Origin of the sequence: Loktanella salsilacus (genome assembly GCF_024206795.1) — a bacterium.
Lineage (GTDB): Bacteria > Pseudomonadota > Alphaproteobacteria > Rhodobacterales > Rhodobacteraceae > Loktanella > Loktanella salsilacus.
In genome coordinates, this window is the sequence record NZ_CP072994.1 from 474,636 (window position 1) to 496,661 (window position 22,026).

General features: G+C 63.5%; 21 protein-coding genes. 9 read left to right on the forward strand and 12 right to left on the reverse strand.

The genetic code is table 11. From position 1 onward, the window contains the following. Positions 1-49: 49 nt before the first annotated feature. The gene (locus KBW81_RS02435; RefSeq protein ID WP_367305329.1) at positions 50-2,638 is read left to right on the forward strand and encodes a DUF4175 domain-containing protein; all 2,589 of its coding nucleotides are present in this window, start codon (positions 50-52) and stop codon (positions 2,636-2,638) included. A gap of 41 nt (positions 2,639-2,679) precedes the next feature. On the opposite strand, the gene KBW81_RS02440 is transcribed toward KBW81_RS02435, so the two are convergent. Then, positions 2,680-3,570: a zinc-ribbon domain-containing protein gene (locus KBW81_RS02440; protein WP_254248193.1), complete on the reverse strand. Its 891-nt coding sequence runs from the start codon at positions 3,568-3,570 to the stop codon at positions 2,680-2,682. Between the two features lie 171 nt (positions 3,571-3,741). Here KBW81_RS02440 and KBW81_RS02445 point away from each other — a divergent pair, with 171 nt between their 5' ends. The 4 genes from KBW81_RS02445 to KBW81_RS02460 are packed head-to-tail and all read left to right on the forward strand — an operon-like array spanning position 3,742 to position 6,696. Then, a complete protein-coding gene (locus KBW81_RS02445) occupies positions 3,742-4,413 on the forward strand; it encodes a cell division ATP-binding protein FtsE (protein ID WP_090191037.1) in 672 nt (223 codons plus the stop codon). Then, positions 4,413-5,327 (forward strand): cell division protein FtsX, encoded by a 915-nt coding sequence (locus KBW81_RS02450; protein ID WP_090191035.1) that lies wholly within the window; start codon positions 4,413-4,415, stop codon positions 5,325-5,327. The genes KBW81_RS02445 and KBW81_RS02450 overlap by 1 nt, the downstream gene beginning before the upstream one ends. Beyond that, positions 5,324-6,097, forward strand: a complete 774-nt coding sequence (locus tag KBW81_RS02455) for a lysophospholipid acyltransferase family protein (RefSeq protein WP_254248194.1) — start codon at positions 5,324-5,326, stop codon at positions 6,095-6,097. Before KBW81_RS02450 ends, KBW81_RS02455 begins: the two co-directional genes overlap by 4 nt. Further along, a complete protein-coding gene (locus tag KBW81_RS02460; protein ID WP_254248195.1) occupies positions 6,094-6,696 on the forward strand; it encodes a pyridoxamine 5'-phosphate oxidase family protein in 603 nt (200 codons plus the stop codon). Before KBW81_RS02455 ends, KBW81_RS02460 begins: the two co-directional genes overlap by 4 nt. Positions 6,697-6,775: 79 nt before the next feature. Here KBW81_RS02460 and KBW81_RS02465 read toward each other — a convergent pair whose 3' ends face one another. The 5 genes from KBW81_RS02465 to smpB all read right to left on the reverse strand — a co-directional run bounded on the left by KBW81_RS02465 (position 6,776) and on the right by smpB (position 11,664). Continuing rightward, entirely contained in the window at positions 6,776-7,738 is a 963-nt protein-coding gene (locus tag KBW81_RS02465) for an acetyl-CoA carboxylase carboxyltransferase subunit alpha (protein WP_254248196.1), read from the reverse strand. Positions 7,739-7,821: 83 nt separating this feature from the next. Beyond that, complete coding sequence (locus KBW81_RS02470; RefSeq protein ID WP_254248197.1) at positions 7,822-8,778, reverse strand: L-malyl-CoA/beta-methylmalyl-CoA lyase; 957 nt, start codon at positions 8,776-8,778, stop codon at positions 7,822-7,824. 198 nt (positions 8,779-8,976) lie between these two features. Continuing rightward, the gene (locus KBW81_RS02475) at positions 8,977-10,161 is read right to left on the reverse strand and encodes an amino acid aminotransferase (protein WP_254248198.1); all 1,185 of its coding nucleotides are present in this window, start codon (positions 10,159-10,161) and stop codon (positions 8,977-8,979) included. 44 nt (positions 10,162-10,205) lie between these two features. Continuing rightward, positions 10,206-11,072 carry a 3-mercaptopyruvate sulfurtransferase gene (sseA, locus tag KBW81_RS02480; RefSeq protein WP_254248199.1) on the reverse strand — a complete coding sequence of 289 codons (867 nt, stop codon included), beginning with the start codon at positions 11,070-11,072 and terminating at the stop codon, positions 10,206-10,208. Positions 11,073-11,190: 118 nt separating this feature from the next. Next, positions 11,191-11,664, reverse strand: a complete 474-nt coding sequence (gene smpB, locus KBW81_RS02485; protein ID WP_254248200.1) for an SsrA-binding protein SmpB — start codon at positions 11,662-11,664, stop codon at positions 11,191-11,193. A gap of 120 nt (positions 11,665-11,784) precedes the next feature. Between smpB and KBW81_RS02490 the strand changes: the two genes are divergently transcribed. Then, on the forward strand, positions 11,785-12,219 hold the full coding sequence (locus tag KBW81_RS02490; protein ID WP_254248201.1) for an ion channel: 435 nt from the start codon (positions 11,785-11,787) through the stop codon (positions 12,217-12,219). Further along, on the forward strand, positions 12,216-13,394 hold the full coding sequence (locus KBW81_RS02495) for a winged helix-turn-helix domain-containing protein (RefSeq protein ID WP_254248202.1): 1,179 nt from the start codon (positions 12,216-12,218) through the stop codon (positions 13,392-13,394). Before KBW81_RS02490 ends, KBW81_RS02495 begins: the two co-directional genes overlap by 4 nt. A 46-nt stretch (positions 13,395-13,440) precedes the next feature. Here KBW81_RS02495 and KBW81_RS02500 read toward each other — a convergent pair whose 3' ends face one another. After that, entirely contained in the window at positions 13,441-13,911 is a 471-nt protein-coding gene (locus tag KBW81_RS02500) for a hypothetical protein (protein ID WP_254248203.1), read from the reverse strand. Next, the gene (gene dapA / locus KBW81_RS02505; RefSeq protein ID WP_254248204.1) at positions 13,911-14,783 is read right to left on the reverse strand and encodes a 4-hydroxy-tetrahydrodipicolinate synthase; all 873 of its coding nucleotides are present in this window, start codon (positions 14,781-14,783) and stop codon (positions 13,911-13,913) included. Before dapA ends, KBW81_RS02500 begins: the two co-directional genes overlap by 1 nt. A gap of 158 nt (positions 14,784-14,941) precedes the next feature. Here dapA and KBW81_RS02510 point away from each other — a divergent pair, with 158 nt between their 5' ends. Continuing rightward, positions 14,942-17,296, forward strand: a complete 2,355-nt coding sequence (locus tag KBW81_RS02510; protein ID WP_254248205.1) for a transglycosylase SLT domain-containing protein — start codon at positions 14,942-14,944, stop codon at positions 17,294-17,296. A 36-nt stretch (positions 17,297-17,332) separates the two neighbouring features. Here the strand turns inward: KBW81_RS02510 and KBW81_RS02515 are convergent, their stop codons facing one another. The 3 genes from KBW81_RS02515 to mnmD form a co-directional block, all read right to left on the reverse strand. Continuing rightward, on the reverse strand, positions 17,333-18,367 hold the full coding sequence (locus KBW81_RS02515) for an HWE histidine kinase domain-containing protein (RefSeq protein WP_254248206.1): 1,035 nt from the start codon (positions 18,365-18,367) through the stop codon (positions 17,333-17,335). Positions 18,368-18,480: 113 nt separating this feature from the next. Next, on the reverse strand, positions 18,481-19,359 hold the full coding sequence (locus tag KBW81_RS02520) for a DMT family transporter (protein ID WP_254248207.1): 879 nt from the start codon (positions 19,357-19,359) through the stop codon (positions 18,481-18,483). After that, positions 19,359-20,033 carry a tRNA (5-methylaminomethyl-2-thiouridine)(34)-methyltransferase MnmD gene (mnmD, locus tag KBW81_RS02525; protein ID WP_254248208.1) on the reverse strand — a complete coding sequence of 225 codons (675 nt, stop codon included), beginning with the start codon at positions 20,031-20,033 and terminating at the stop codon, positions 19,359-19,361. Before mnmD ends, KBW81_RS02520 begins: the two co-directional genes overlap by 1 nt. Before the next feature lie 49 nt (positions 20,034-20,082). Between mnmD and KBW81_RS02530 the strand changes: the two genes are divergently transcribed. Then, positions 20,083-21,120, forward strand: coding sequence for an NAD(P)/FAD-dependent oxidoreductase (locus KBW81_RS02530; protein ID WP_254248209.1), 1,038 nt, complete (start codon positions 20,083-20,085; stop codon positions 21,118-21,120). A gap of 75 nt (positions 21,121-21,195) precedes the next feature. On the opposite strand, the gene KBW81_RS02535 is transcribed toward KBW81_RS02530, so the two are convergent. Beyond that, complete coding sequence (locus KBW81_RS02535; RefSeq protein ID WP_254248210.1) at positions 21,196-21,990, reverse strand: HTD2 family dehydratase; 795 nt, start codon at positions 21,988-21,990, stop codon at positions 21,196-21,198. Positions 21,991-22,026 lie beyond the last annotated feature (36 nt).

The window sequence follows — 22,026 nt, forward strand, 5'->3', positions numbered from 1 at the left end:
GCGCCAAGGGAGAGGCCCGCTGACCGATCACCCTGACGATCTAGCGCACCTGTCGCGTCCCGTTGCCTTGACCCGCATGGGCCTTGTGGCCGAGCGCGCGACGCGTGCCTTCTGGCCGCTGTGGAGCGTGCTTTTCGTTATTCTGACCCCGCTGATGTTCGGTTTTCAGGACCGCATGAGCCTAGAGGTGTTCTGGGGTCTGTCGCTGATTGCCGCTTTGGCGGTGGGTGCCGCCTTGGTGCGCGGGCTGCGGATGTTCCGCTGGCCGAGCAAAGACGAGGCGCTTGCCCGCGTTGACGCCGCCTTGCCAGGGCGTCCGATCTCTGCCGTGCGTGATGCGCAGGCGATCGGGGCGTCCGATCCGGCCTCTGCCGCTGTGTGGCAGGCGCATCAGGCGCGGATGCGCGTGGCCACGCAGTCCGCCCGCGCGGTGCAGCCTGACCTGCGCGTGTCGGACCGCGATCCTTATGGGTTGCGGTTTATGGCTTTGCTGATGTTCGTCGTGGCCTTGCTGTTCGGATCGGTCCTGCGCGTGGGGTCTGTCGCGCAGATCGCCCAAAATGGCGGCGGCGCTGCGCTGGCGACCGGCCCCGTCTGGGAAGGCTGGATCACGCCGCCCGCCTATACCGGCAAGCCTGTGCTATATTTGAACGACATCGCGCCGGGGGCGGTGCAGTTGCCGCTCGGCTCTGACATCACCTTGCGTTTGTACGGCGAGGTTGGCGCGCTGAGCGTGAAACAGACCGTATCGGGCGACGCCGCGGTGCCCCCCGTCACCGATCCACAGCAAAGCTTTAGCGTCGCGCAGGCGGGGCAAATCACCATCGACGGGCCGAACGGCGCGGCGTGGGATGTCGGAATATTGGCCGACGCCGCCCCCTATGTCACTTTGACCGCCCCGATTGAATCCGACGCAATGGGAGAGTTGAACCAAGCCTTCGCCGCCTCGGATGATTACGGTGTGGAAAGCGGCACGGCGACATTCGCGCTGGACCTTAGCGCGGTTGATCGCAGCTTTGGCCTGACGGTGGACCCGGACCCGATTGACCCGGTGGTGCTGGATCTGCCGATGCCATTCAGCGGTGACCGCAGCGACTTTGACGAATTTCTGATCGACAACCTGTCCCAGCATGAATTGGCGAACCTGCCCGTCACGCTGACGCTGTCCGTAACTGACGCGGCAGGCCAGACCGCAAGCACCCCAGCAGAGCCGATCACCCTTCCGGGCCGCCGCTTTTTCCAGCCTGTCGCCAAGGCGATTGTAGAACAGCGCCGCGATTTGATGTGGAGCAGGGCCAACGCCCGCCGCATCGTGCAGGTGCTGCGCGCCATTTCTTACGAGCCGGACACGCTGTTCACCAATCAGGCCACCTATTTGCGCCTGCGCTTTATCATTAAGCGGCTGGACCAGTTCGATCGCGACGGCATAACGGACGAGAACGAGGCAGAGATCGTGCAGGCCCTGTGGGATCTGGCGGTCCAGCTTGAGGATGGCACCCTTGCCGACGCCCGCGAACGCCTTGCCCGCGCCCAAGAGCGGCTGGAAGAGGCGATGCGTAACGGCGCGTCAGAGGCGGAAATCGCAGAGCTGATGCAAGAGCTGCGCGACGCCACGCAGGATTATATGCAAATGCTGGCCGATCAGATGGAGCCGGGCGACGGCACGGACGAGCCGCAGTCGGCCGAAAATTCAACACAGATGAGCCAAGACGAACTGCAGGCGCTGATGGACCGCATCGAAGAGCTGATGCAAGAAGGCCGTATGGCCGAGGCGCAGGCACTGATGGAGCAGCTGAACAGCCTGCTGGAAAACATGCGCATCACCCAAGGCGAAGGCAGCGGCGATGGCCCGCAGACGCCGGGACAACAGTCGATGCAGGATCTGGCTGATACGCTGCGCGACCAGCAAGATCTGTCCGATGATGCCTTCCGCGATATGCAGAACCAAGGGCAGCAGGGCCAGCAAGGCCAGCAACCCGGCCAAGAGCAGGGCGAAGGCCAGCAGGGCCAGGCACCCGGGCAAGGTCAGCAGCCGGGGGCTGATGGCTCTGGCGAGCAGCCGGGCCAAGAGCAAGGGCAGGGTGACGGCGAAGGCCAGAACGACGGACAGGGCAGCGGCGCAGGGGAAAACGAAGGTCAGTCCCTCGCGCAGCGCCAGCAAGCCTTGCGCGATGAATTGAACCGTCAGCGCGGTGCCTTGCCCGGTCTGCCCGGCGATGCGGGCGATCAGGCGCGGCGGTCACTGGACAGCGCCGAAGGCGCCATGGACGGGGCGGAACAGGCACTGCGTGATGGCGATATGGCGCAGGCGATTGATCGTCAGGCCGATGCCATGGACGCCCTGCGCGACGGCATGCGCGCCATTGGCGAAGCGCTGGCCCAGAACGAGAGCCAAGAGCCGGGGCAGGGCAATGCGACGGGCGATCAGACTGGGCAAGCGCAGCCCGGCCGCCGCGATCCGTTGGGGCGCCAATTGGGCAGCACCGGGCAATATGGCACCGAAGAAAACCTGCTGCAGGGCGAAGACACCTATCGCCGCGCCGAAGAACTGCTGGAAGAGCTGCGCCGCCGCTCGGCCGAACAAGAACGCCCGCAGGTCGAGCGGGACTATCTGGACCGTTTGCTGGACCGCTTTTGATCTAAGGGGTGAGGCCCGTACCGCCTGCGCGGCGGTACGGCTTAGGTGGTGGGCGGTACCGCGTCGCCCAGCATCGCTGCGATCTGGTTGTCCAGCCAAAGGCGCGCGCCATTCACAGCATCGACATAGCTTGACAGGACCGCCGACAGGGCCGGGACCTGCGCTGAAATCGTGTCAGCATAGGCATAGATCAGTGCCAGAATGACGATCAGTGTGATCATCACGAAAAAGCCGCGCCAGCTGCTGCGGCGTGCGATCTCGTCCTCTTCTGACGGCAGCAGGGGCAAGCCGCCCCGGTCCGCGCTGGACCGCAGGGTCGAATTGATTTCCTCGATATCGGGGAATAATTCTTTGCGGCTGCCCGGCGTGTCAGATGGCAGTTTTGGCGGCATGGCAGGGGGCGCGCTTTGCGCGTTGTCTTTGTGCACATGACTTTGGTCATAAGGCATCGGCGGGACCGGCTGGACGGGGCGGGGGCGGACCGGTTCGGTCAGTCCCAAATCAGCCTGCTGTTCCAGACCACCAGCGGATTCGGATTTGCGCGCAGCTTCTTCGCGTGCGGCCTCTTCGCGCAGGATATCGGCAATGGATGGGTCCAGCTGGCTGCGCACAGGCTGCGGCGGTGTGCTGGCCACAGGGGCAGTCGGTTTCGGCTCTGGCTTATCATCAACCTTCGGCGCGGGCTTTTGCTCTGGCGCGCTTTGCGCGGTTTGGGGCTGTGCAACAACAGCAGCCAGCGATGCGGCGGCGACCGACACAGATCCCGGTTTTGCAGGCGCACGCATATCGTCTTCTGCCGCAGCAGAGGGGTCTTTGGGGTCTTCAAACCATGTCTGGCCGCAGTTTGAACACTGCACATCACGTCCGTCATCGGGGATGACATCCAGGCCGACTTCGTATTGAGCGCCGCAGTTCGGGCAGATCAGCCGCATCGCCACAGGTCCTTTTGCACAGCACAAGGCACCAATCGGCACCCATTGTTTCGTCATTCCTAGCAATGCGCGCGCCTAAGGCCAAGGTTTTGCAGCACGATCCGGCGTGATTGCATTGTAACCTGTTGCAGATTTGGGCAAAACATTGCTGACACAGGTGAGGATACCACTTTGATCGAGCTATCGGACGTGGCCTACAACTATGGCGGGGCAGAGCTGTTCTCGGGCCTTTCGCTTGCGCTTGCGCCGGGATCGTTTCAATTCCTGACCGGCCCGTCAGGCGCGGGCAAGACGACGTTGCTGAAATTATGCTACGGCGATCTGCGGGCGACAAGCGGGGTGGTCAGCCTGTTTGGGCAAAATGCTGCGCAGATGAACCGGGACGAAATCGCGCTGGCGCGGCGCCGGATTGGCGTCGTGCATCAGGATTGTCAGTTCCTTGACCATTTGCCGGTCGCCGAAAATATCGCGCTGCCTTTGCAGGTCGCTGGCCGCGCGAACGAGGCTGAGGGCAATCTGGACGAGCTGCTGGCGTGGGTCGGCCTGTCCGCCCAAGCGGGTCAATTGCCACCAGAGCTGTCAGGCGGCGAACGGCAACGCGCCGCGTTAGCGCGGGCTGTGATTACGTCGCCGGATGTGATCATCGCGGACGAGCCGACGGGCAACGTCGATTGGGAAATGTCGCAGCGCCTGCTGACGCTGCTGGTCGAGTTGAACCGCATGGGCAAAACCGTGCTGATCGCCAGCCATGATTTGAACCTGATCCGCGCCGCTAAGGCGCAGGTCAGCGCCAATGTGCTGCGGCTAAAGGGCGGGCGATTGCAGGCGGGGGTGGCGCTGTGATGGACCGTATATCAGAACTGACAGCCCGCGCCTTGGCGCTTTTGGGCGGTGATCCGCAAGCAGACCGCGCTGTGCCGCCCACGGGATTTACCGCGCGGCTGACGCTATTCACAGCAGCTGCCATGGCGTTTCTGGCCGTCTTTGCGATTGCTTTGTCGCTAGCGACAGGCCGTCTGGCCGATCGTTGGTCAGCCGAACTGGCGCGCACCGCGACGCTGCGCATTTCTGCGCCCGCCGATCAAGCCGATGCACAGGTCCGGGCCGCGCTGACGGTACTGGAACAAACGCCCGGTGTCGCCAGTGCCCGCGCGCTCAGCGATGATGAAGAGCGCGCCTTGCTAGAGCCGTGGTTCGGGCCTGATTTGCCGCTCGACGCCTTGCCGATCCCGCAACTGATTGAAATCGTCGAAACGGCGGACGGCTACGACGCGACGGGCTTGCGTGCCCGCCTGCAAGCCGAGGTGCCCGGCGCGGTGCTGGACGATCACACGCGGTGGCGGCAGCCGCTCGTGACGGCCGCGAACCGGCTGCGGATGCTGGGCTGGGTTGCGCTGGCGCTGATCGGCGGGGCGACGGCTGCGATGATCACACTGGCCGCGCAATCGGCGCTGGCGGCCAATGCGCAGGTGATCCGTGTGCTACGGCTGGTCGGCGCGCGCGACACCTATATTGCCCGCGCTTTTGTGCGGCGATTTACCTTGCGGGCTGCGGCAGGGGCGGCGCTGGGGACATTGCTGGGCGTGATGGCGGTGGCCATTTTGCCTGACGGCGGCGATGCGGGTGGTTTCTTAACCGGTTTGGGCTTTACAGGTTTGGGCTGGCTTGCGCCGCTGATGATTCCGCCATTGGCGGGCGTGACCGCCTTTTTCGCCACTAGGGCTGCTGCCCTGCGTACCTTGAGGACGCAATCATGAGCTATGCAATTCAATGGCTGCGATCGCTGCTGTTCAGCATCGTGATGTATATTCTGATGGCCGTCATGGGCATCGTGTTTCTGCCCTATGCGCTAATCCATCCGCGCGGTGCGGCGAATACCTGCCTGTGGTACTCTCGCGCTGTGATCTGGCTGGCCGGCTGGATGATCGGCCTGAAGTTCGAGGTGCGCGGCACGCCGCCGACCTATGGCTGCATGATTGCGGCCAAGCATCAGTCGTTCATGGATGTGATGTATATCTATCAACTGCTGCCGCGCCCACGTTTCATCATGAAGCGGCTTTTGCTTTATGCACCTATCTTGGGTTTTTTCGCCTATCGTGCTGGCTGTATCCCCGTGGACCGCGGCAAAAAGGGTGCAGCGATCCGGGATATGCTGGCGCGGGTGAAATCCGGTGACGGCGCGCCGGGCCAACTGTGCATCTATCCCCAAGGCACCCGCGTCGGGCCGGGCGCTGTCATGCCCTATAAGAAAGGCACAGCAGCGCTTTATGCCGATTTGAAGCAGCCGGTTGTGCCCGTGGCGACGAATGTGGGCGTCTTCTGGCCCAAGCGCGGCATCTATCGCAAACCCGGCACGGCGGTGTTCCAGTTCCTAGACCCGATCCCGGCAGGCATCGGCCTACGACCCTTTTTGCACCAGCTTGAGGTCGCAGTCGAAGGTGCCTCTGACGCGCTAGCGCGCGAGGCTGGGTTTACTGTGCCCGTGCGTACTGCGACCCCGCCAGAGGTCGAAGGGCCGCCTGTATGACCCCCATTGCGGATTTGGCCGCGCTAGAGACGCTGTATGGTCCCCCGGTGCCAGCATCGCTGACGAAGGTCGTACAGCAGATTACGCCCGCATATGGGCGCTGGATCGCGGCGTCGCGGCTGGTCATGGTGTCCACGGCCGGACCGGAAGGTACCGATTGCAGCCCGCGCGGCGATGTGGGGCCGGTGGTGCGGGTCGCGGATGCGCGCACGCTGCTACTGCCCGATTGGCAGGGTAACAACCGCATCGACAGCCTGCGCAATATCGTCCGCGACGGACGGATTAGTCTGCTGTTCATGGTGCCGGGTGAAAACAACGTCGTGCGCGTGAACGGGCAGGCGATTGTAACGGCGGATGCGCAGGTGCTGGAAAGCTTTACCCAGAACCGCAAGCACCCCCGCAGCGTGATCGTTGTGACAGTGCAAGAGGCGTATTTTCAATGCGCCAAAGCACTGATGCGGTCGCAGACATGGGATACAGGGGCGATGCGTACCGCTGTGCCAACAGCGGGAGAGATGCTGCGCGAGCAAGACGGCACGTTCGATGCGGTCGATTACGACGACAACTATGTGGCGCGCGCACAAGACGGGATGTGGTGATCTGCGCCGGGGGACGGAGGGGGCGCTGCACCCGGCTGCGCCTCCCCCGAGGTGTTTTTGACCAGAAGAAGGGCGAGCCTTAGGCGGCGAGGCCTTTTTTGCCGAGGTCGAGATATTTCTTGCGGCGATCAAGGCGGATTTTGTCAGCGGCGACTTTGTCGAGGTCTTTGAGCGTCGCCGTCAGGGCCTTGCCAACCGCCGCAATGGCGGTCTGTGCGCCGCGGTGGGCACCGCCAAGGGGTTCGGCGATGATCGTGTCGCAGACGCCAAGTTCCTTAAGGTTTTGTGCGGTCAGACGCAGGGCGGCGGCCGCCTCTTGCGTTTTTGCGGCATCTTTCCACAGGATCGATGCGCAGCCTTCGGGGCTGATCACGGAATAGATGGAGTGTTCGAGCATCAGGACGCGGTTTGCGGTGGCAAAGGCGACAGCGCCGCCAGAGCCGCCTTCGCCGATCACGACGCTGACGAGGGGCACGTTGAGTTCTAGGCAGGCTTCTGTCGCGCGGGCGATGGCTTCGGATTGGCCGCGTTCTTCTGCGCCTTTGCCGGGGTAGGCACCGGGGGTGTCGACCAGCGTGACCACGGGCAGGCCGAACCGGTTCGCCATGTTCATCAGGCGGATGGCTTTGCGATAGCCCTCGGGCCGGGCCATGCCGAAGTTATGTTCGATCCGCGATTTGGTGTCGTTGCCTTTTTCATGGCCGATCACCATGACAGCGCGGCCATCAAGACGGGCAAGGCCGCCCATGATGGCGTGGTCGTCGGCAAAGTTCCGATCCCCTGCCAGCGGCGTGTAATCGGTGAACAGGGCGGCAATGTAGTCCTTGCAATGCGGGCGCTCTGGGTGGCGCGCGACCTGGCATTTGCGCCAAGGCGTGAGGTTGCTATAGAGCGATTTGAGCAGGTCGGCGCTTTTCTTATCCAGCGCGGCGGCCTCTTTCTCGATGTCCATCTCGGCGTTGTCGCGGGCCATGGCACGCAGTTCTTCTGCCTTGCCTTCGATTTCGGCGAGTGGTTTTTCAAAGTCGAGATACTGAGTCATGGGAACGCCCTTTTTGCCTTACGTCGATATAGGCGACGTAAGGTTCGAATTGCAATGGGCACCCCAATTTGCGCGAGGCTGCGTTAACCTGAAATCATCTCGGATTGCTTTACGATCACCTCGGCCTGTTTGATGCTGGCGATGTCGACAAGGCGGCCTTTGTAGACGGTTGCGCCTTGGCCTTGGGCCTTGGCCTGTTCCATTGCGGCAAGGATCTCGCGCGCCTCTGCGACGGCTTCTGCCGAGGGGGTGAATACCTCGTTGGCGAGAGCGATTTGCTTAGGGTGGATCGCCCATTTGCCGACCATGCCGAGCGTTGCGCTGCGGCGGGCTTGGGCGCGGTAGCCTTCGTCATCGCTGAAATCGCCGAAGGGGCCGTCGACGGGCAGAATGCCATGGGTGCGGCAGGCGGCGACGATTGCGGTTTGCGCCCAGTGCCACGGGTCGGAATAGTGGCGGGTCTCGCCGTGCAGCATGTAATAGTTGTCCTGCGTGCCCCCGATGCCCGTTGTTTGCATACCCATCGAGGCGGCGTAGTCGGCAGCGCCAAGGCTCATGGCTTGCAGGCGCGGGCTGGCGGCGGCGATGTCGCCCACGTTCGCTAGGCCTGCAGCGGATTCGATGATGACTTCGAAGGCGATGCGCTTGCGGCGACCTTTTGCGGCCTCGATCGCGGTGACAAGGGCGTCGACGGCGTAGACATCGGCGGCGCAGCCGACCTTGGGGATCATGATCTGATCAAGCCGGTCACCCGCCTGTTCCAGCAGGTCGACCACATCGCGATACCAGAAGGGTGTATCAAGGCTGTTGATCCGCACGCTGAGGTGCTTGGTGTTCCAGTCGATGTCGCCGATCGCCTGAATGATGTTGGCGCGGGCGGCGTCTTTGTCGTTTGGGGACACGGAATCTTCGAGGTCGAGGTTAATGACATCCGCATCCGACGCGGCCATTTTCGCGAAAAGCTTGGTGTTCGAGCCGGGGCCAAACAACTGGCAGCGATTGGGACGGGCAGGGGGTGTCGGTTGGATGCGGAATGACATGAGTGAGGTTCTTTATTTCATTTTAAGTTACGCAATCGGTATATTGTTGCGTGACGAGTCGCAAGGGTTCTGTTTGCAGGTGCAGCATGTTTGCGCAAACAAAAAGGGGGGGCGCTGCCCCCTGCGGCTGCGCCTCCCCCCGGTATATTTCGGACGAGAAGAAGGGTGGGCCCGCGTTATTGGCGGGCCCACAGAGGTTTAGATGCCAGCGTCGACGATCGCTTGCGCGAGGATCGGGACGGTTTCGGCGTTCAGGCCAGCGATGTTCATACGGCTGTCGCTGACCATATAGATGCCGTGATCGGCGCGCAGGATTTCGACCTTTGCCTCTGTCGTGCCAAGGCGGCTGAACATGCCGCGGTGGTCGGCGATAAAGTCAAAGCGGTCGTCGTTCGCACGCTGGCGCAGCTCGTCGGCTAGCTGTTTGCGCAGGCCAAGCATGCCGTTGCGAGTCTCTTCCAGCTCTGCTTCCCAATCGGCGCGCAGGGCGGGGTCGGTCAGGATCGTGGTGACGACGCGGGCCCCGTGGTCGGGCGGGAAAGAGTAGTTCTGACGGTTCAGGAAGTTCAGGTTGGCTTGGGTCAGTTTCGCTTCATCCGCGTCGCGGGCGATGCCCATCAGGATGCCGGTGCGTTCGCGGTAGATGCCGAAGTTCTTGGAACAGCTGGCGGCGATCATCACGTTGGGGAAGGCTGCCGCGATTTTGCGGGTGGCCTGCGCGTCTTGGTCAAGGCCGTCGCCGAAGCCTTGGTAGGCGACGTCAACGAAAGGCACGGCCTGCACGTTTTGCAAGGTGGCGATGATCTGGTCCCATTGGTCCAGCGTCGGGTTCGCGCCGGTCGGGTTGTGGCAGCAGCCGTGCAGCAGGACGACGTCGCCTTCTGCCACGGTGGACAGGTCCGCGATCATGCCGTCGAAATCGACGCCGCGGGTCGCTTCGTCAAAGTAGCGGTATTCGCGCAGGGGCAGGCCGAGGAATTTGATGATGGACGCATGGTTCGGCCAGCTGGGGTTGCTGATCCAGATCGTGGCGCCGGGTGCTGCGAGCTTTACCATTTCCAGCGCTTGGCGGATGGCGCCTGTGCCGCCCGGGGTCGCGATGGCGGCGATGCGGTCCCGTTTGACAGTGTCCGCAAGCAGCAAGTCGATCATGGCGTCGGCAAACGCAGGATCGCCGGCAAGGCCGGTATAGGCCTTGGTGGTTTGTTCCGCGACCAAGCGGCGCTCTGCCTCTTTTACGGCGCGCATGACGGGCGTGTTGCCGGATGCGTCCTTGTAGACACCGACGCCAAGGTCGATCTTGGTGTCGCGGTCGTCAGCCTTGTAGGCCTGCATCAGGGACAGGATCTTGTCAGGGGCTTGCGCCTTAAGCGTTTGGAACATCGCGGATTTCCTTTGGGCCTGCAGGCCAGTTGCGAAGGTAAGGTTTAGCGGGCGGGGCCAGTTTCGATCGGCAGGTCGGGGAACATGCCCCATTCGGACCACGATCCGTCGTAAAGCGCGTGATCCGTCTTGCCGATGCGTTCCAGCGCCAGATTGATGATCGCAGCGGTCACGCCAGAGCCGCAGGTCGTGATGACGGGCTTGGTCAGATCGGCACCAGCTTCGGCAAAGACCTTTTGAAGCGCGGGGACGGATTTCATCGTGCCATTGGGGGTCAGCAATGTGGCGTAATGCACATTGCGCGCGCCGGGGATATGGCCGCTGCGCAGGCCTGCCCGGGGTTCGGGTTCTGCGCCTTCGAACCGGCCGGGGCCGCGGGCATCCAGAATGGTGTGGTCTTCCAGCTTGGCCGCGCGGGCGACTTGGGTGACATCGCGCAGCATCTGGTTCTGGCGGCTGGTTGTCATGTGGCGGTCGCGGATGACGGGGGCCATGTCCTCGACCGGGCGACCCTCGGCCAGCCATTTCGGCAATCCGCCATCAAGGACGGCAACGTCGCGTTTGCCCATCAGGCGGAACAGCCACCAGACGCGGGCGGCGGAAAACAGGCCTGTGCTGTCATAGATCACGACCTGATGGCCGTCGCCCACGCCCATGGCGCGCAGGCGGGACATGAATTTTTCCGTGGCAGGGGCCATGTGGGGCAGTTCGGACCGCGCATCGCTGATATCGTCGATATCGAAAAAACGTGCGCCGGGGATGTGCTGCTGCGCGTATTCAGCCGCGCCGCTGCGCCCGGTGTCCGGCATGTGCCAAGAGGCATCCAGCAGGCGCAGATCGGGGTCATTGAGGTGGGCAGCGAGCCAGTCAGTGCTGACCAGCGTTTGCGGATCGTCGGACAGTTCGGCCATATTGCACCTTTTGCAGCTGATCGGTCACTGCCTAGCGCAGGGGCCGCCCCCGTGCAAGTTCGCGCTGACACGCAGATGCGTGCAGCGGGTGCGGTGCGCGGCACCTGTGCTGCGGGCGTTAGTCGTGGTTTTTGAGGATACGCTGCTTTTGCCGGGACCAGTCGCGCTTTGCATCGCTGGCGCGCTTGTCGTGGTTCTTTTTACCCTTGGCGATGGCGATCTTAAGCTTAACCAAGCCGCGTTCGTTGAAATACATCACGAGCGGGACAAGGGTCATGCCCTCGCGCTTGGTAGCGTTCCACATCCGGGCCAGCTCGCGCGATTTCACCAGCAGCTTGCGCTTGGCGCGCGACTCGTGGCTGAACATCGCCTGTTCGTAAGGCGCGATATAGGCGTTCGTCAGCCACAGCTCGCCGTTATCGACGGAGGCGTAGCTGTCGGCAATATTCGACTGACCGACGCGAAGGGATTTCACCTCGGAGCCGTGCAGGATGATGCCGACCTCAAGGTCCTCTTGGATCTCGAAATCATAGCGGGCGCGCCGGTTTTCGGCGACGACTTTGTAGTTTTTACTGTCAGGTTTCTTGGCCATGGCCCCGATGTAGTCGTGCTAGCCAGTCTGCACAAGGCGCTCTGCGCCGACAGGTTACACGGGGCGTCTGGTGGCGCGGGGCAGGGCTGCTATGGTGAGGCTGCGACAACAGGAGGCGTCATGCTGATCCAGATTACCCTTGGCAGTGCGCTTGTGCTGGCGTCGATCCTAGTCGCGGGCATCAGTTATTGGCTGATGGAAGTGGTGCTAAGCCGTCTGCATCCGTGGCTGGCCAAGCGGCCACATAAGCCCAAGCTGGTGTTGGTTCTGTGCATGACGGCTGTCTGGGTGCTGGCGCAAATGACGGTGGGCGTGTGGATCTGGGCGCTGGCGTTGCGGGGGCTTGGGATTTTCGTACACCTCGAAGAGGCGGTTTATTTCGCGCTGGTCGCCTTTACCACGCTTGGGTTTGGCGATGTGTTGCTGCCGGTGGAATGGCGGTTGCTTGCGGGGATGGCGGCGACGAATGGGTTGCTGAATATCGGTCTGACGACAGCGCTGATGCTGGACAGTCTGCGCAGCATCCGTGCGGGCCAGATGGGGCCAGACGTATGAGCGTGCCCGTGCTGGACAATGCCCGCGCGCGGGCTGTGTTTCTGGCGCGGCATGGCTTGGGGGCGAAGGCACCGGCCTCGGCCATGGATGTGATCGCTGATCTGGGCTTTGTGCAGCTGGATAGCGTGAATACCTTTGCCCGCGCCCATGATCTGATCTTGTGGTCGCGCCATGGCAGTTATCGCCCGGATGCGATGAACGGGTTGCTGGCGCAGGACCGGGCTGTATTCGAACATTGGACCCATGACGCAGCGGTTATTCCGATAGACCTGTGGCCGCATTGGCGGCTGCGCTTTGCCCGCGACGCGGCGCGGCTGCAGCGGCGCTGGGAAAATGACCGGCCGACAGGCTTTGGCGGGCAGGTTGATACAGTGCTGCGCCAGATTGCGGATCACGGGGCCTGTACGTCCGGTGACGTGGGTAAGGACGAGGTGCGCGGCAAAGGTGGGTGGTGGGACTGGCATCCCAGCAAGACCGCGCTGGAGTATTTGTGGCGCAGTGGGCAAGTGTCGGTTGCCCGGCGCGAGGGGTTTCGCAAGGTCTATGACCTGACAGAGCGGGTGATTCCGGATGCCGTGCGCGATCAGCCCGCTGATGCGGCCGCGACGGTGGACGCGCTGTGCCATGCGGCGCTGGACCGGCTGGGGTTTTCGACACCAACCGAGGTCGCGGCGTTCTGGGATGTCGTCACAAAAGAAGAGGCCCGCGATTGGGCGCAGGCGGCGCTGGCGGATGGGCACGCGATTGCGCTGGATGTGGCAGGGGCGGACGGTAAGCTGCGCCGTTGTCTGGCGCGGCCCGATGTGCTGGATCAAGCCGCTGACCTGCCGGGAAAGGTGCGCATCCTGTCGCCCTTTGACCCTGCCTTGCGCGACCGCAAACGGGCGGAATGGTTGTTCGGCTTTCGCTACCGGATCGAGATTTTCGTGCCAGCGGCGCAGCGCACCTATGGCTATTACGTTTTCCCGGTGTGGGAAGGCGCGCGGGCCATCGGCCGCATCGACATGGCGCGGCAGGGCGATGTGCTGCAGGTGCGCGCCTTCTGGCCCGAATCCGGCGTTGCCATGGGGGCAGGGCGGCTAGCGCGGCTCAGGTCAGAGCTGTCACGGGCTGCGCGGTTTGGTGGCTGCGGTGAGGTCGTTTATGCAGAAGATTGGTTGCGATCCGGCGGCTGAAGCTGTTTGCGGGCAGGCCCGCAAAGGCACCCCGCCCACCGGCCCGCTAAGCCGCGGCGCTTTGGCTCGGGATTTTTAGAATGCGGGACAGATCGGCCACGACCTGATCCTGCGGCTCTGCAATGAAATTCCAAGGCAGTTTGATCTGCCCCTGATGGCCCTTGGCTGGATCGTCATAGGTCAGCGCCATGCCTTTGCCATCCGCGTGGGGGGCGATGGCGGTGATATGCGCACGGGGTACGCGGGCTGTCAGCGCAGTGCGGATGACAACGTCCTGATCCGTGACAATCAGCGGCTGGCGCGACACGATCAGCCCCGCCACCGTCAGGGCTAGGATCAGCGCCTGAAACAGCGTCAGCAGGATAAAGAACGAAATCGCCCAATAGGACAGATCGGTCGTCACCCAAGCCCAGCCGATCACGCCCAAACCGACCGCTGCCATCAGTGCATTGCGCCGCAAACGCTTTGCCGCGTCCGCAGAGCGGGTCGTTGCATAGACAGCAGCGGGCTGCGGCATCAGTTCAGCAGGCCAGCGTGGACCATGCCAGCGCGGATGCGGTCTTTTACGCCGTCCGTCAGAACGACCAGCGGCAGGCGCACGTCTTCGTTGCCCATGCCCAGCAGGGACATGCCGTATTTTGCGCCGACAAGCCCGGGCTCGAGGAAGATCGCCTCGTGCAGGGGCATCAGGCGGTCGGTGATATCCAGCGCTGTGGCGAAGTCGCCAGCCAGTGTCGCCTCTTGCATCTGCGCGCAAAGCGCGGGGGCAATATTGGCGGTGACGGAAATGCAGCCGACGCCGCCGTGGGCGTTATAGCCAAGCGCTGTGGCGTCCTCGCCAGACAGCTGGACGAAGTCGGTGCCGCAATACAGGCGCTGCTTGGGCACGCGGGACAGATCGCCGGTGGCGTCCTTGACGCCGACGATCATCGGCAGCTTGGCCAGTTCGGCCATCGTCGCGACGCTCATGTCCACGGCAGAGCGGCCGGGGATGTTGTAGATCACGATGGGCAAACCGCAGTCGGCAGCGGCGGCGAAATGCGCGATCAGGCCAGCCTGCGTCGGGCGGTTGTAATAGGGCGTGACGACCAGCGCGGCGGCGGCGCCCGCATCCTTGGCGGCCTGCACCAGACGCACGGTTTCAGTCGTGTTGTTGGACCCGGCACCTGCAATGACCGGAATGCGGCCAGCGGCGTGGTCGACGACGGTTTTCACGACCAGATCGTGTTCGGCGTGGGTAAGTGTCGGGCTTTCGCCAGTTGTGCCGACCGGAACCAGCCCGTGTGTGCCCTGATCGACATGCCAGTCGACAAGGCGTTTCAGGGCGGCAAGGTCGACCTCTCCGTGTGTGAACGGTGTGACGAGTGCGACGTAAGAGCCTTTGAACATAGACCTGTGACCTTGTGCGAATGGGCGGCCCAGAACCGGGCCGGTAGAACGTCGCGGACCCTAGACCGGTTTGCGCGCAATGCCAAGATTGTGCGTTGCATCGCAGTGCATGCACGATACCATAGTGAAACTCTTGCCCTGATCCCCGGGACCTATTGATGCCGTTCCCCGCCGCGCGCCGCCTTGCCGTCGCAGCCTGCTTGTTTGCCTTGCCACTGCCCGTTGCCGGGCAAGTGTCTGGTAATGACGTGGCCGCTGTGGAATTCGCGATGAAGCGGGATTTTCTGAACGCTTATTCCAAGGCGGGACCGCAGGATGACGCGATCAGGACGTTGGTGACGTGGCAGCGGCTGCGGTTTGGCGATGCGGTGTTTCAGGACTACGTCGATTTTCAGCAGGCCCATGGCGACTGGCCGGGGCAGGACGTGCTGCGCGGCGCGGGCGAATTGCTGATCCCGGCAAATTTTAAGCCTGAAAGCGTTATCGGCTGGTTCAGCAGTGCCGCGCCGACAACGGGCGAAGGGGCAGTGCGGCTTGCGCAAGCCTATGTGGCCACTGGCGATCAGGCCGCCGCGCGCAGCGCAGTGCGGGCCGCTTGGTTGGACCTGTCGCTGACGGCTGATGGACAGACCGCTTTGCTGGACGCTTTCGGCCCTGATCTGGCCGACCTGCACCCCGCGCGGGCGGATGCCCTGCTGTGGCGGTGGCAGACCGCAGAGGCAGAGCTGATGCTGCCCCTGCTGGACGACGGCCAGGCCGCATTGGTGCGCGCGCGCATTGCGCTGATCCGCAAAGCCAGCAACCCTGACGCCGCGATCGAGGCTGTGCCAGCTGCGCTTCGCAATACGCCCGGGCTGATGTATGACCGCTTCAACTGGTTGGCCGGCAAGGGGCGGCAGTCCGACGCGATTGCTATTTTGTCGGCGCAATCCACCTCTGCCGAAGCACTGGGGCAGCCGTGGCGTTGGGCCAGCTGGCGGCGCATTCTGGCGCGCTGGCAGATGCGTGACGGGAATTATCAAGCGGCCTATGATCTGGCGGCGAACCATTTTGTTGCGCCATCCGATAGCGCCGCCAATTACGCCGACCTCGAATGGCTTGCGGGTTATCTGCAGCTGCGGTTCCTGAATGATCCAGCCCTAGCCCTGACGCACTTTGACCGCACCGCGGCAGAGGTTGATAGCCCGATTTCCCTTGGCCGCGCCGGGTATTGGCAGGGGCGGGCGCTGGATGTGCTGGGCCGAACGGATGATGCGCGCATGGCCTATGCCCGCGCGGCGCAGCATCAGACTAGCTTTTACGGGCTGCTGGCAGCGGAAAAGCTGGGCGTGCCGCTTGATCCTTTCCTGACGGGGCGTGGCGATGCGCGGGACTGGCAAAACGCTGATGTGATGCAGAACGATTTTGTTCAGGCCGGCATGGCCCTGCTAGAGGCGGGGGAGCGTGGCAAGGCTGTGCTCTTCTTTGCAGAGCTCGGCAAAACGCTGGACGCGGACGATCTGTCCCGCCTTGGCGCAGCGCTTGAAGCGCAGGATCAAACCTACTTTGAGGTGCTGCTGGGCAAAACCGCCGCCACCCGCGGCATGGTTATCCCGTCGCTGTATTTCCCGCTGCATGGTTTGGCAGAGGCTGAGCTGCCCGTGTCCACCGCGCTGGCACTGTCCATCGCCCGCCGCGAAAGCGAGTTTAACGAGGCTGCTGGCAGCCCTGTTGGCGCGCTGGGCCTGATGCAGTTGATGCCGGGCACCGCCAGCGATGTCGCCCGCAGTCTTGATTTGCCCTACGACAAAAACCGCCTGACGACGGATTGGCGCTATAACGCCACGCTTGGCAGTCGCTATCTGGCCGATTTGACCGACCGCTTTGGCGACAGCCCGGTGCAGATCGCCGCAGGCTATAACGCTGGGCCGGGCCGTCCGCGCGACTGGATGCAAGAACGCGGCGATCCGCGCAGCGGCGAGGTTGATGTCATCGACTGGATCGAAATGATCCCCTTTCGCGAAACCCGCAACTACGTGCAGCGCGTCACAGAATCGATCCCGGTCTATGAGGCGCGCCTGACGGGTGTGGCCGGACCTATCGCCTTTACGCAGCTGCTGCGCGGCGAAGAAAACATCGTGCGCCCGGTCGCGCGGGCCGATGGTACTTTGGAACTTCCGGCCCCTGTGACCGGGGATAACAGCGAACAAGACCCGTCCCCCGCTTTGCCCCGCCCTGTGGCGCGTCCGGTTGATGCGGTGACGGATGGTGCGGCGACGCCGACTGCGGCAGAGCTTGTGCAGACCTCTTTGACGACGGCCAGCGTGCCACCGCAGCGCCCTATCGCGCGGCCAGAGGATATTGCGGATGATGCCTCGGCGACGATAGCTTCGGGTGCTGTGACGACGCCTGCCCCAGCGGTGCAGGCCGCTGCGGCCGCCCCGTCTGATGTTGCCCCGTCTGATGTGGTCGCGGCAAACCCGCCCACAGCGAACGGTCCGCGCGCAACACTGCGTCCCGTCGCGCGGCCCTGAAAGTAGTCTATTTGGCTAAATATCGCGCGGCGCAAGTTACAGCGCGGCGGGGTCCCGCACGATGGACGGATCACAGGTAACGCCCCAATGCACACCCGTTGGGTCGTAGCGCAGGGTGACCTCTGCCTCTAGCGCGCTGCGCGTCATGCCTTGCAGCACCGTGCTGCCAAATCCGGTACGCTGCGGCGGCACGACAACAGGTCCGCCGCTTTCGGTCCATGACAGGGTGAACTGCCCGTCCTGAATATCCCAGCGGATGTCCAACGTGCCATCCGGCACCGACAGCGCGCCGTATTTGGCGGCATTGGTGGCAAGCTCGTGCAGGGCGAGCCCGATGGGCTGGATTGCGGCAAAGCGCAGAGGCAAGTCCGGGCCACTGATGCTGATCGCGGCATTGGCATCACCGGAGAAGGGGCGCAGCTGTTCTCTGACCAAATCGCCCAGAACGACGCCTTCGTGGCCGCGCGACACCAGCAAATCCTGATTATGCGACAGCGCCCGCAGGCGCGCATTAAAGCGCGGCAGGAATTCGGACACGTCGCAGCTGCGCGCCGTCATGCGGGCGATGCTTTGCACGACAGTCAGCAGGTTTTTCAGGCGGTGGTTGGTTTCCCGCATCAGGTCCTGCACCTGACGTTCGGCCTTTTTATGCGGAGTCATGTCCATGATCGCCACGATACCAGAAACCGGTGGCATAATCCCGTTCGCGTCCGCAGGGCCAAAGCTGACCCGCTTGCGGGCACTGACCCAGCGTTCACTGCCGTCGGCGGTTTGGACCCGGTGGATCACGTCGATGAAGTTGGGCAACTGCGGGCTTAGCATCTGTTCCACCAGACATTCGACTTCGCCGATGTCATCGGGATGGATTTGCGCATGAAGCGTCTTGCGCGGCACAGGCGTATTCGCAGGCAGTTCGAACAGCGCGGCGGCCCGGTCATCCAACGTAATCGTATCGGCGATATAATCGATTGTTCCTAGCCCGAGGCCAAGATCGGTCACTCGCATGCCAAGTGGCGGCAATGCGTCCGAAGGGGGGGCAGCGGATGCCGCGAGGGGTTCGGTCTGTGACATCGTCGCCTTGCTTCTTATCGGTGGAGGAAAACCTTAACAAACATTGAATCTTTGATCAACGAAGCCGCCTTAAGCTATGGCAGCAAAGTGAACCAAACGGCCCGTTCCTCCCATCATGCGCCGCCTGTTGCAACCTTTCGGCTGCGGATCAGCGTGAAAACGCCTGCACAGACAACGATCAGCGCACCGACGGCCACGTGCGTCTGCAGCGTTTCCTGAAACACAAGCAGGCCAATGGCGCTGGCGAAGACCAGTTGCAGATAGGCAAAGGGCTGCACAGCGCTGGCCTCGGCGACCTCGTAGCAGCGGATCAGCAGCCAGTGGCCGGTCACGCCGGTGACACACAGCGCTGCCATCCAGCCCCAGTCCGGCGCGCTCATCGGCTCCCACCCCCAGATGCCGACGCAGGTCATCACGGCAGCGCCGCTGACCCCGGTCCAGAAAAAGCTGGTGGCCGTGGTGTCTTGGCGCGCGACATAGCGGGTCAGCAGGCCGTAAAGCGCGAACATCACAGCCGCAGCCAGCGGCAGGATGGCGGCAGGGGCAAAAACGGTGATCCCCGGCTCTAGGATGATCAGCACCCCGACAAAGCCGATCCCGATGGCCGCCCAGCGGCGCCAGCCGACACCTTCGCCCAATACCGGGCCAGACAGCGCGGCAATCAGCAGCGGATAGCAGGCAAAGATCGCGTGGCTTTCGACAAGCCCTAGGGCCACGAAACCCGCGACCATGATGCAGATCTCTCCGGCCAGCAGCAGGCCGCGAAAGATTTGCACGGCGGGCTGGCGGGTGGCCGCGGCGCGGCGGACCGATCCGGCCTTAAGCCGCGCAATCGCGATCACGAAAGCGGCAAAGAACCAATACCGGACCATCACAATCATCAGCACATTGTATTCGCCCGCCAAGTGGCGAGAGATCCCGTCCTGCACCGCAAAGACAAAGGTCGTGGCGATCATCAGGCCGATGCCCAGCTTGGTATTCGAGCTTTGCATCAACTCGCCTTTCGCGCGATGGTCATGTGGCGTTTGGTGGCGAAACCCGCCACGCGGGTCACGTCAAAGCCCGCCGCTGTCAGCGATGCCCGCACATGGCCCGCCGCCGAATAGGTCGCGGCGGTGCCGCCGGCTTTGGTGTGTGCCGCAACGGCGGCGATAATCTGGGGCGTCCACAGACCGGGATTTTTGGCAGGCGAAAAGCCGTCCAGATACCACGCATCTGCGCGGCCATCCCACGCGGGCAAGGTTGTGGCCGCATCGCCAATCACCACGCGCAGATCGAAATCCGGCCCGGTGATATCGCCGACCCGGCTCAACACCTGTACAGGCAAGTCTGCTGCAAAAGGCGCAAGAGCACGCTGCAAGGCTGCAGGGTCAAGGGGATAAGCCTCGAAGCTGGTGAACTGCAAACGGCCGGGGGTGCCGCTGTCGCGAAAGGCCTGCAGCGTCGTCAAAAAGTTTAGCCCCGTGCCAAAGCCAAGCTCTGCAATATGGAACCCATCAACAAACCGCGCAGGCAGGTCGTTGCCGCCTAAAAAGACGTGGCGCGTTTCCGCCAGCCCGCCTTGCAGCGAATAGAATGGATCGTCGAACTGCAAGGACACCGGCACGGTGCCATGCGCAGTTTCGCGCCAGTCAAGGGGATGGGGGTCGGTGCTCTGGCCGGTCATGATGCTTTGCCGTATGGGGTAAGCTGACTTGTGAAGCGCGGGGCGGGTAATGGCAACGGCGGATGTGACGGTAATGGGCGCGGGCGTGATTGGCCTGTCAATTGCGTGGGCCTGCGTGCAGCGCGGGGCAAAGGTGCAGGTCATCGACCCAAACGGCGTGGCGGCAGGTGCCTCTGGCGGGATCGTCGGGGCGCTGGCCCCGCATGTGCCGGAAAATTGGAACGCCAAGAAGGACTTTCAGCTGGGCAGCCTGCTGATGTCGCAAGCGTTTTGGGCGGACGTGACAGAGGCATCTGGGCGCGCCACCGGCTACGCGCGCACAGGCCGCCTGCAGCCCTTGGCGGACGAGGCTGCCATAGCGCTCGCGCAGGCCCGCGCGTTTGGCGCGGCAGGCCTGTGGCTGGGGCAGGCGGACTGGCGCATCGTGCCCGCCACCCATGCGGATTGGGAACCGCCAAGCCCGAGCGGCCTTCTGGTCCAAGACACGCTGACCGCCCTGATCCACCCGCGCCAAGCGACCCTCGCCCTTGCCGCTGCGATCACAGCGGGCGGCGGGGACATCCTGCGGGGCGGCGATGCACAGGGTAAGGTCGTCTGGGCCACCGGTGCCGCCGGATTAGAGCAGATGACCGGGACCCATACCCGCCTTGTTGGGGCAGGGGTGAAGGGGCAAGCAGCGCTGCTGCGCCTTGATGCGCGCGGGTTGCCGCAACTTTTCGTCGATACGCTGCATATCGTGCCGCATCTGGACGGCACCGTTGCCATCGGATCGACGACAGAACGGGATTTCGATGACGGCACCGCCACCGATGATCAACTTGACGCACTGGTCGCCAAGGCCCGCGCTGCCCTGCCGGCTCTCCAAAACGCGCCGGTCATCGCCCGCTGGGCCGGCGTGCGCCCGCGCAGCCGCAGCCGCGCCCCGATGCTGGGCCGGCACCCCTTCATCCCCGGCGCATTCGTCGCGAATGGCGGGTTCAAGATCGGCTTCGGCATGGCCCCAAAAATGGCGCAGGTCATGGCAGATCTGCTGATCGACGACCGGGACACGATCCCCGCCGACTTCGACCCCGCCGCGTCCCTTTAGCTTCTTCTGGTCAAAAATACCTCGGGGGGCGGCGCAAAGCGCCGGGGGGCTGGCCCCCCTTTGCCGCTGAAGATATCACCGCGCTTCGGCCACCATGCACTGACGCCCGTCTGCGGCCCGCACCCATGCGACACCATCGCGCCAACACAGGCTGGCCGCCTCGTGGTGCAGCAAGGGCGCTGTGGCGCGATAGGCAAATTCACGCAACTCGCCCAACTGCCGCTGCGCCAATCCCATCAGCAGATGCGCCAGCAGCGGGGCATGGACGACCAAGCCGTCATAGCCTTCAACGTCGCGGGCGTAGGTCTCGTCGTAGTGGATGCGGTGACCGTTGAAGGTCAGCGCTGAATAGCGAAACAGTAGCGTGGTATCTGGCGCAAAGGGTTCAGCGATCGCCTCGTCCGTGCGGGCCGCAGGCGGCGGCGATTGGTCCGTGCCGTCCGGGCGATAGACCAAATCCTGCCACTCCGTCAGCGCCAGCGCTTGCCGTTGCCGGATGTCGTGCCGCACACGCACAAAAGCCAGCGGGCCGCTACGGCCGTCCTTGCGGGTGATACCTTCGATCCGGCTGATCCGTTCCGCCCGCACACCTGCCAGCAGCGGCTGGTGAAACACCAAACGGCCCGCCGCCCACATGCGGCGCGGCAGTCCAAGGTCGGGGATAAAGCCGCTGCCTGTGGCCGGATGACCATCGCGGCCTAGGCGGGAAGGCGGCGCGGCCTCCCAGAAATAGATGTGATGCGCAAAGGGCGGCAGCGGATCGCCCGCTGCAATCGTCGGCTCTGCGCCCATGGCGGCCTGCAAGGCCTGCGCGCGGGCGGGGTCCATCAGGTCTGTGCGGGTTTGTGTGCGGTCGTCGGCTGTGTTCATCCCGCTAATGTGACTGCAAAATCAAAGGGGCGCAAA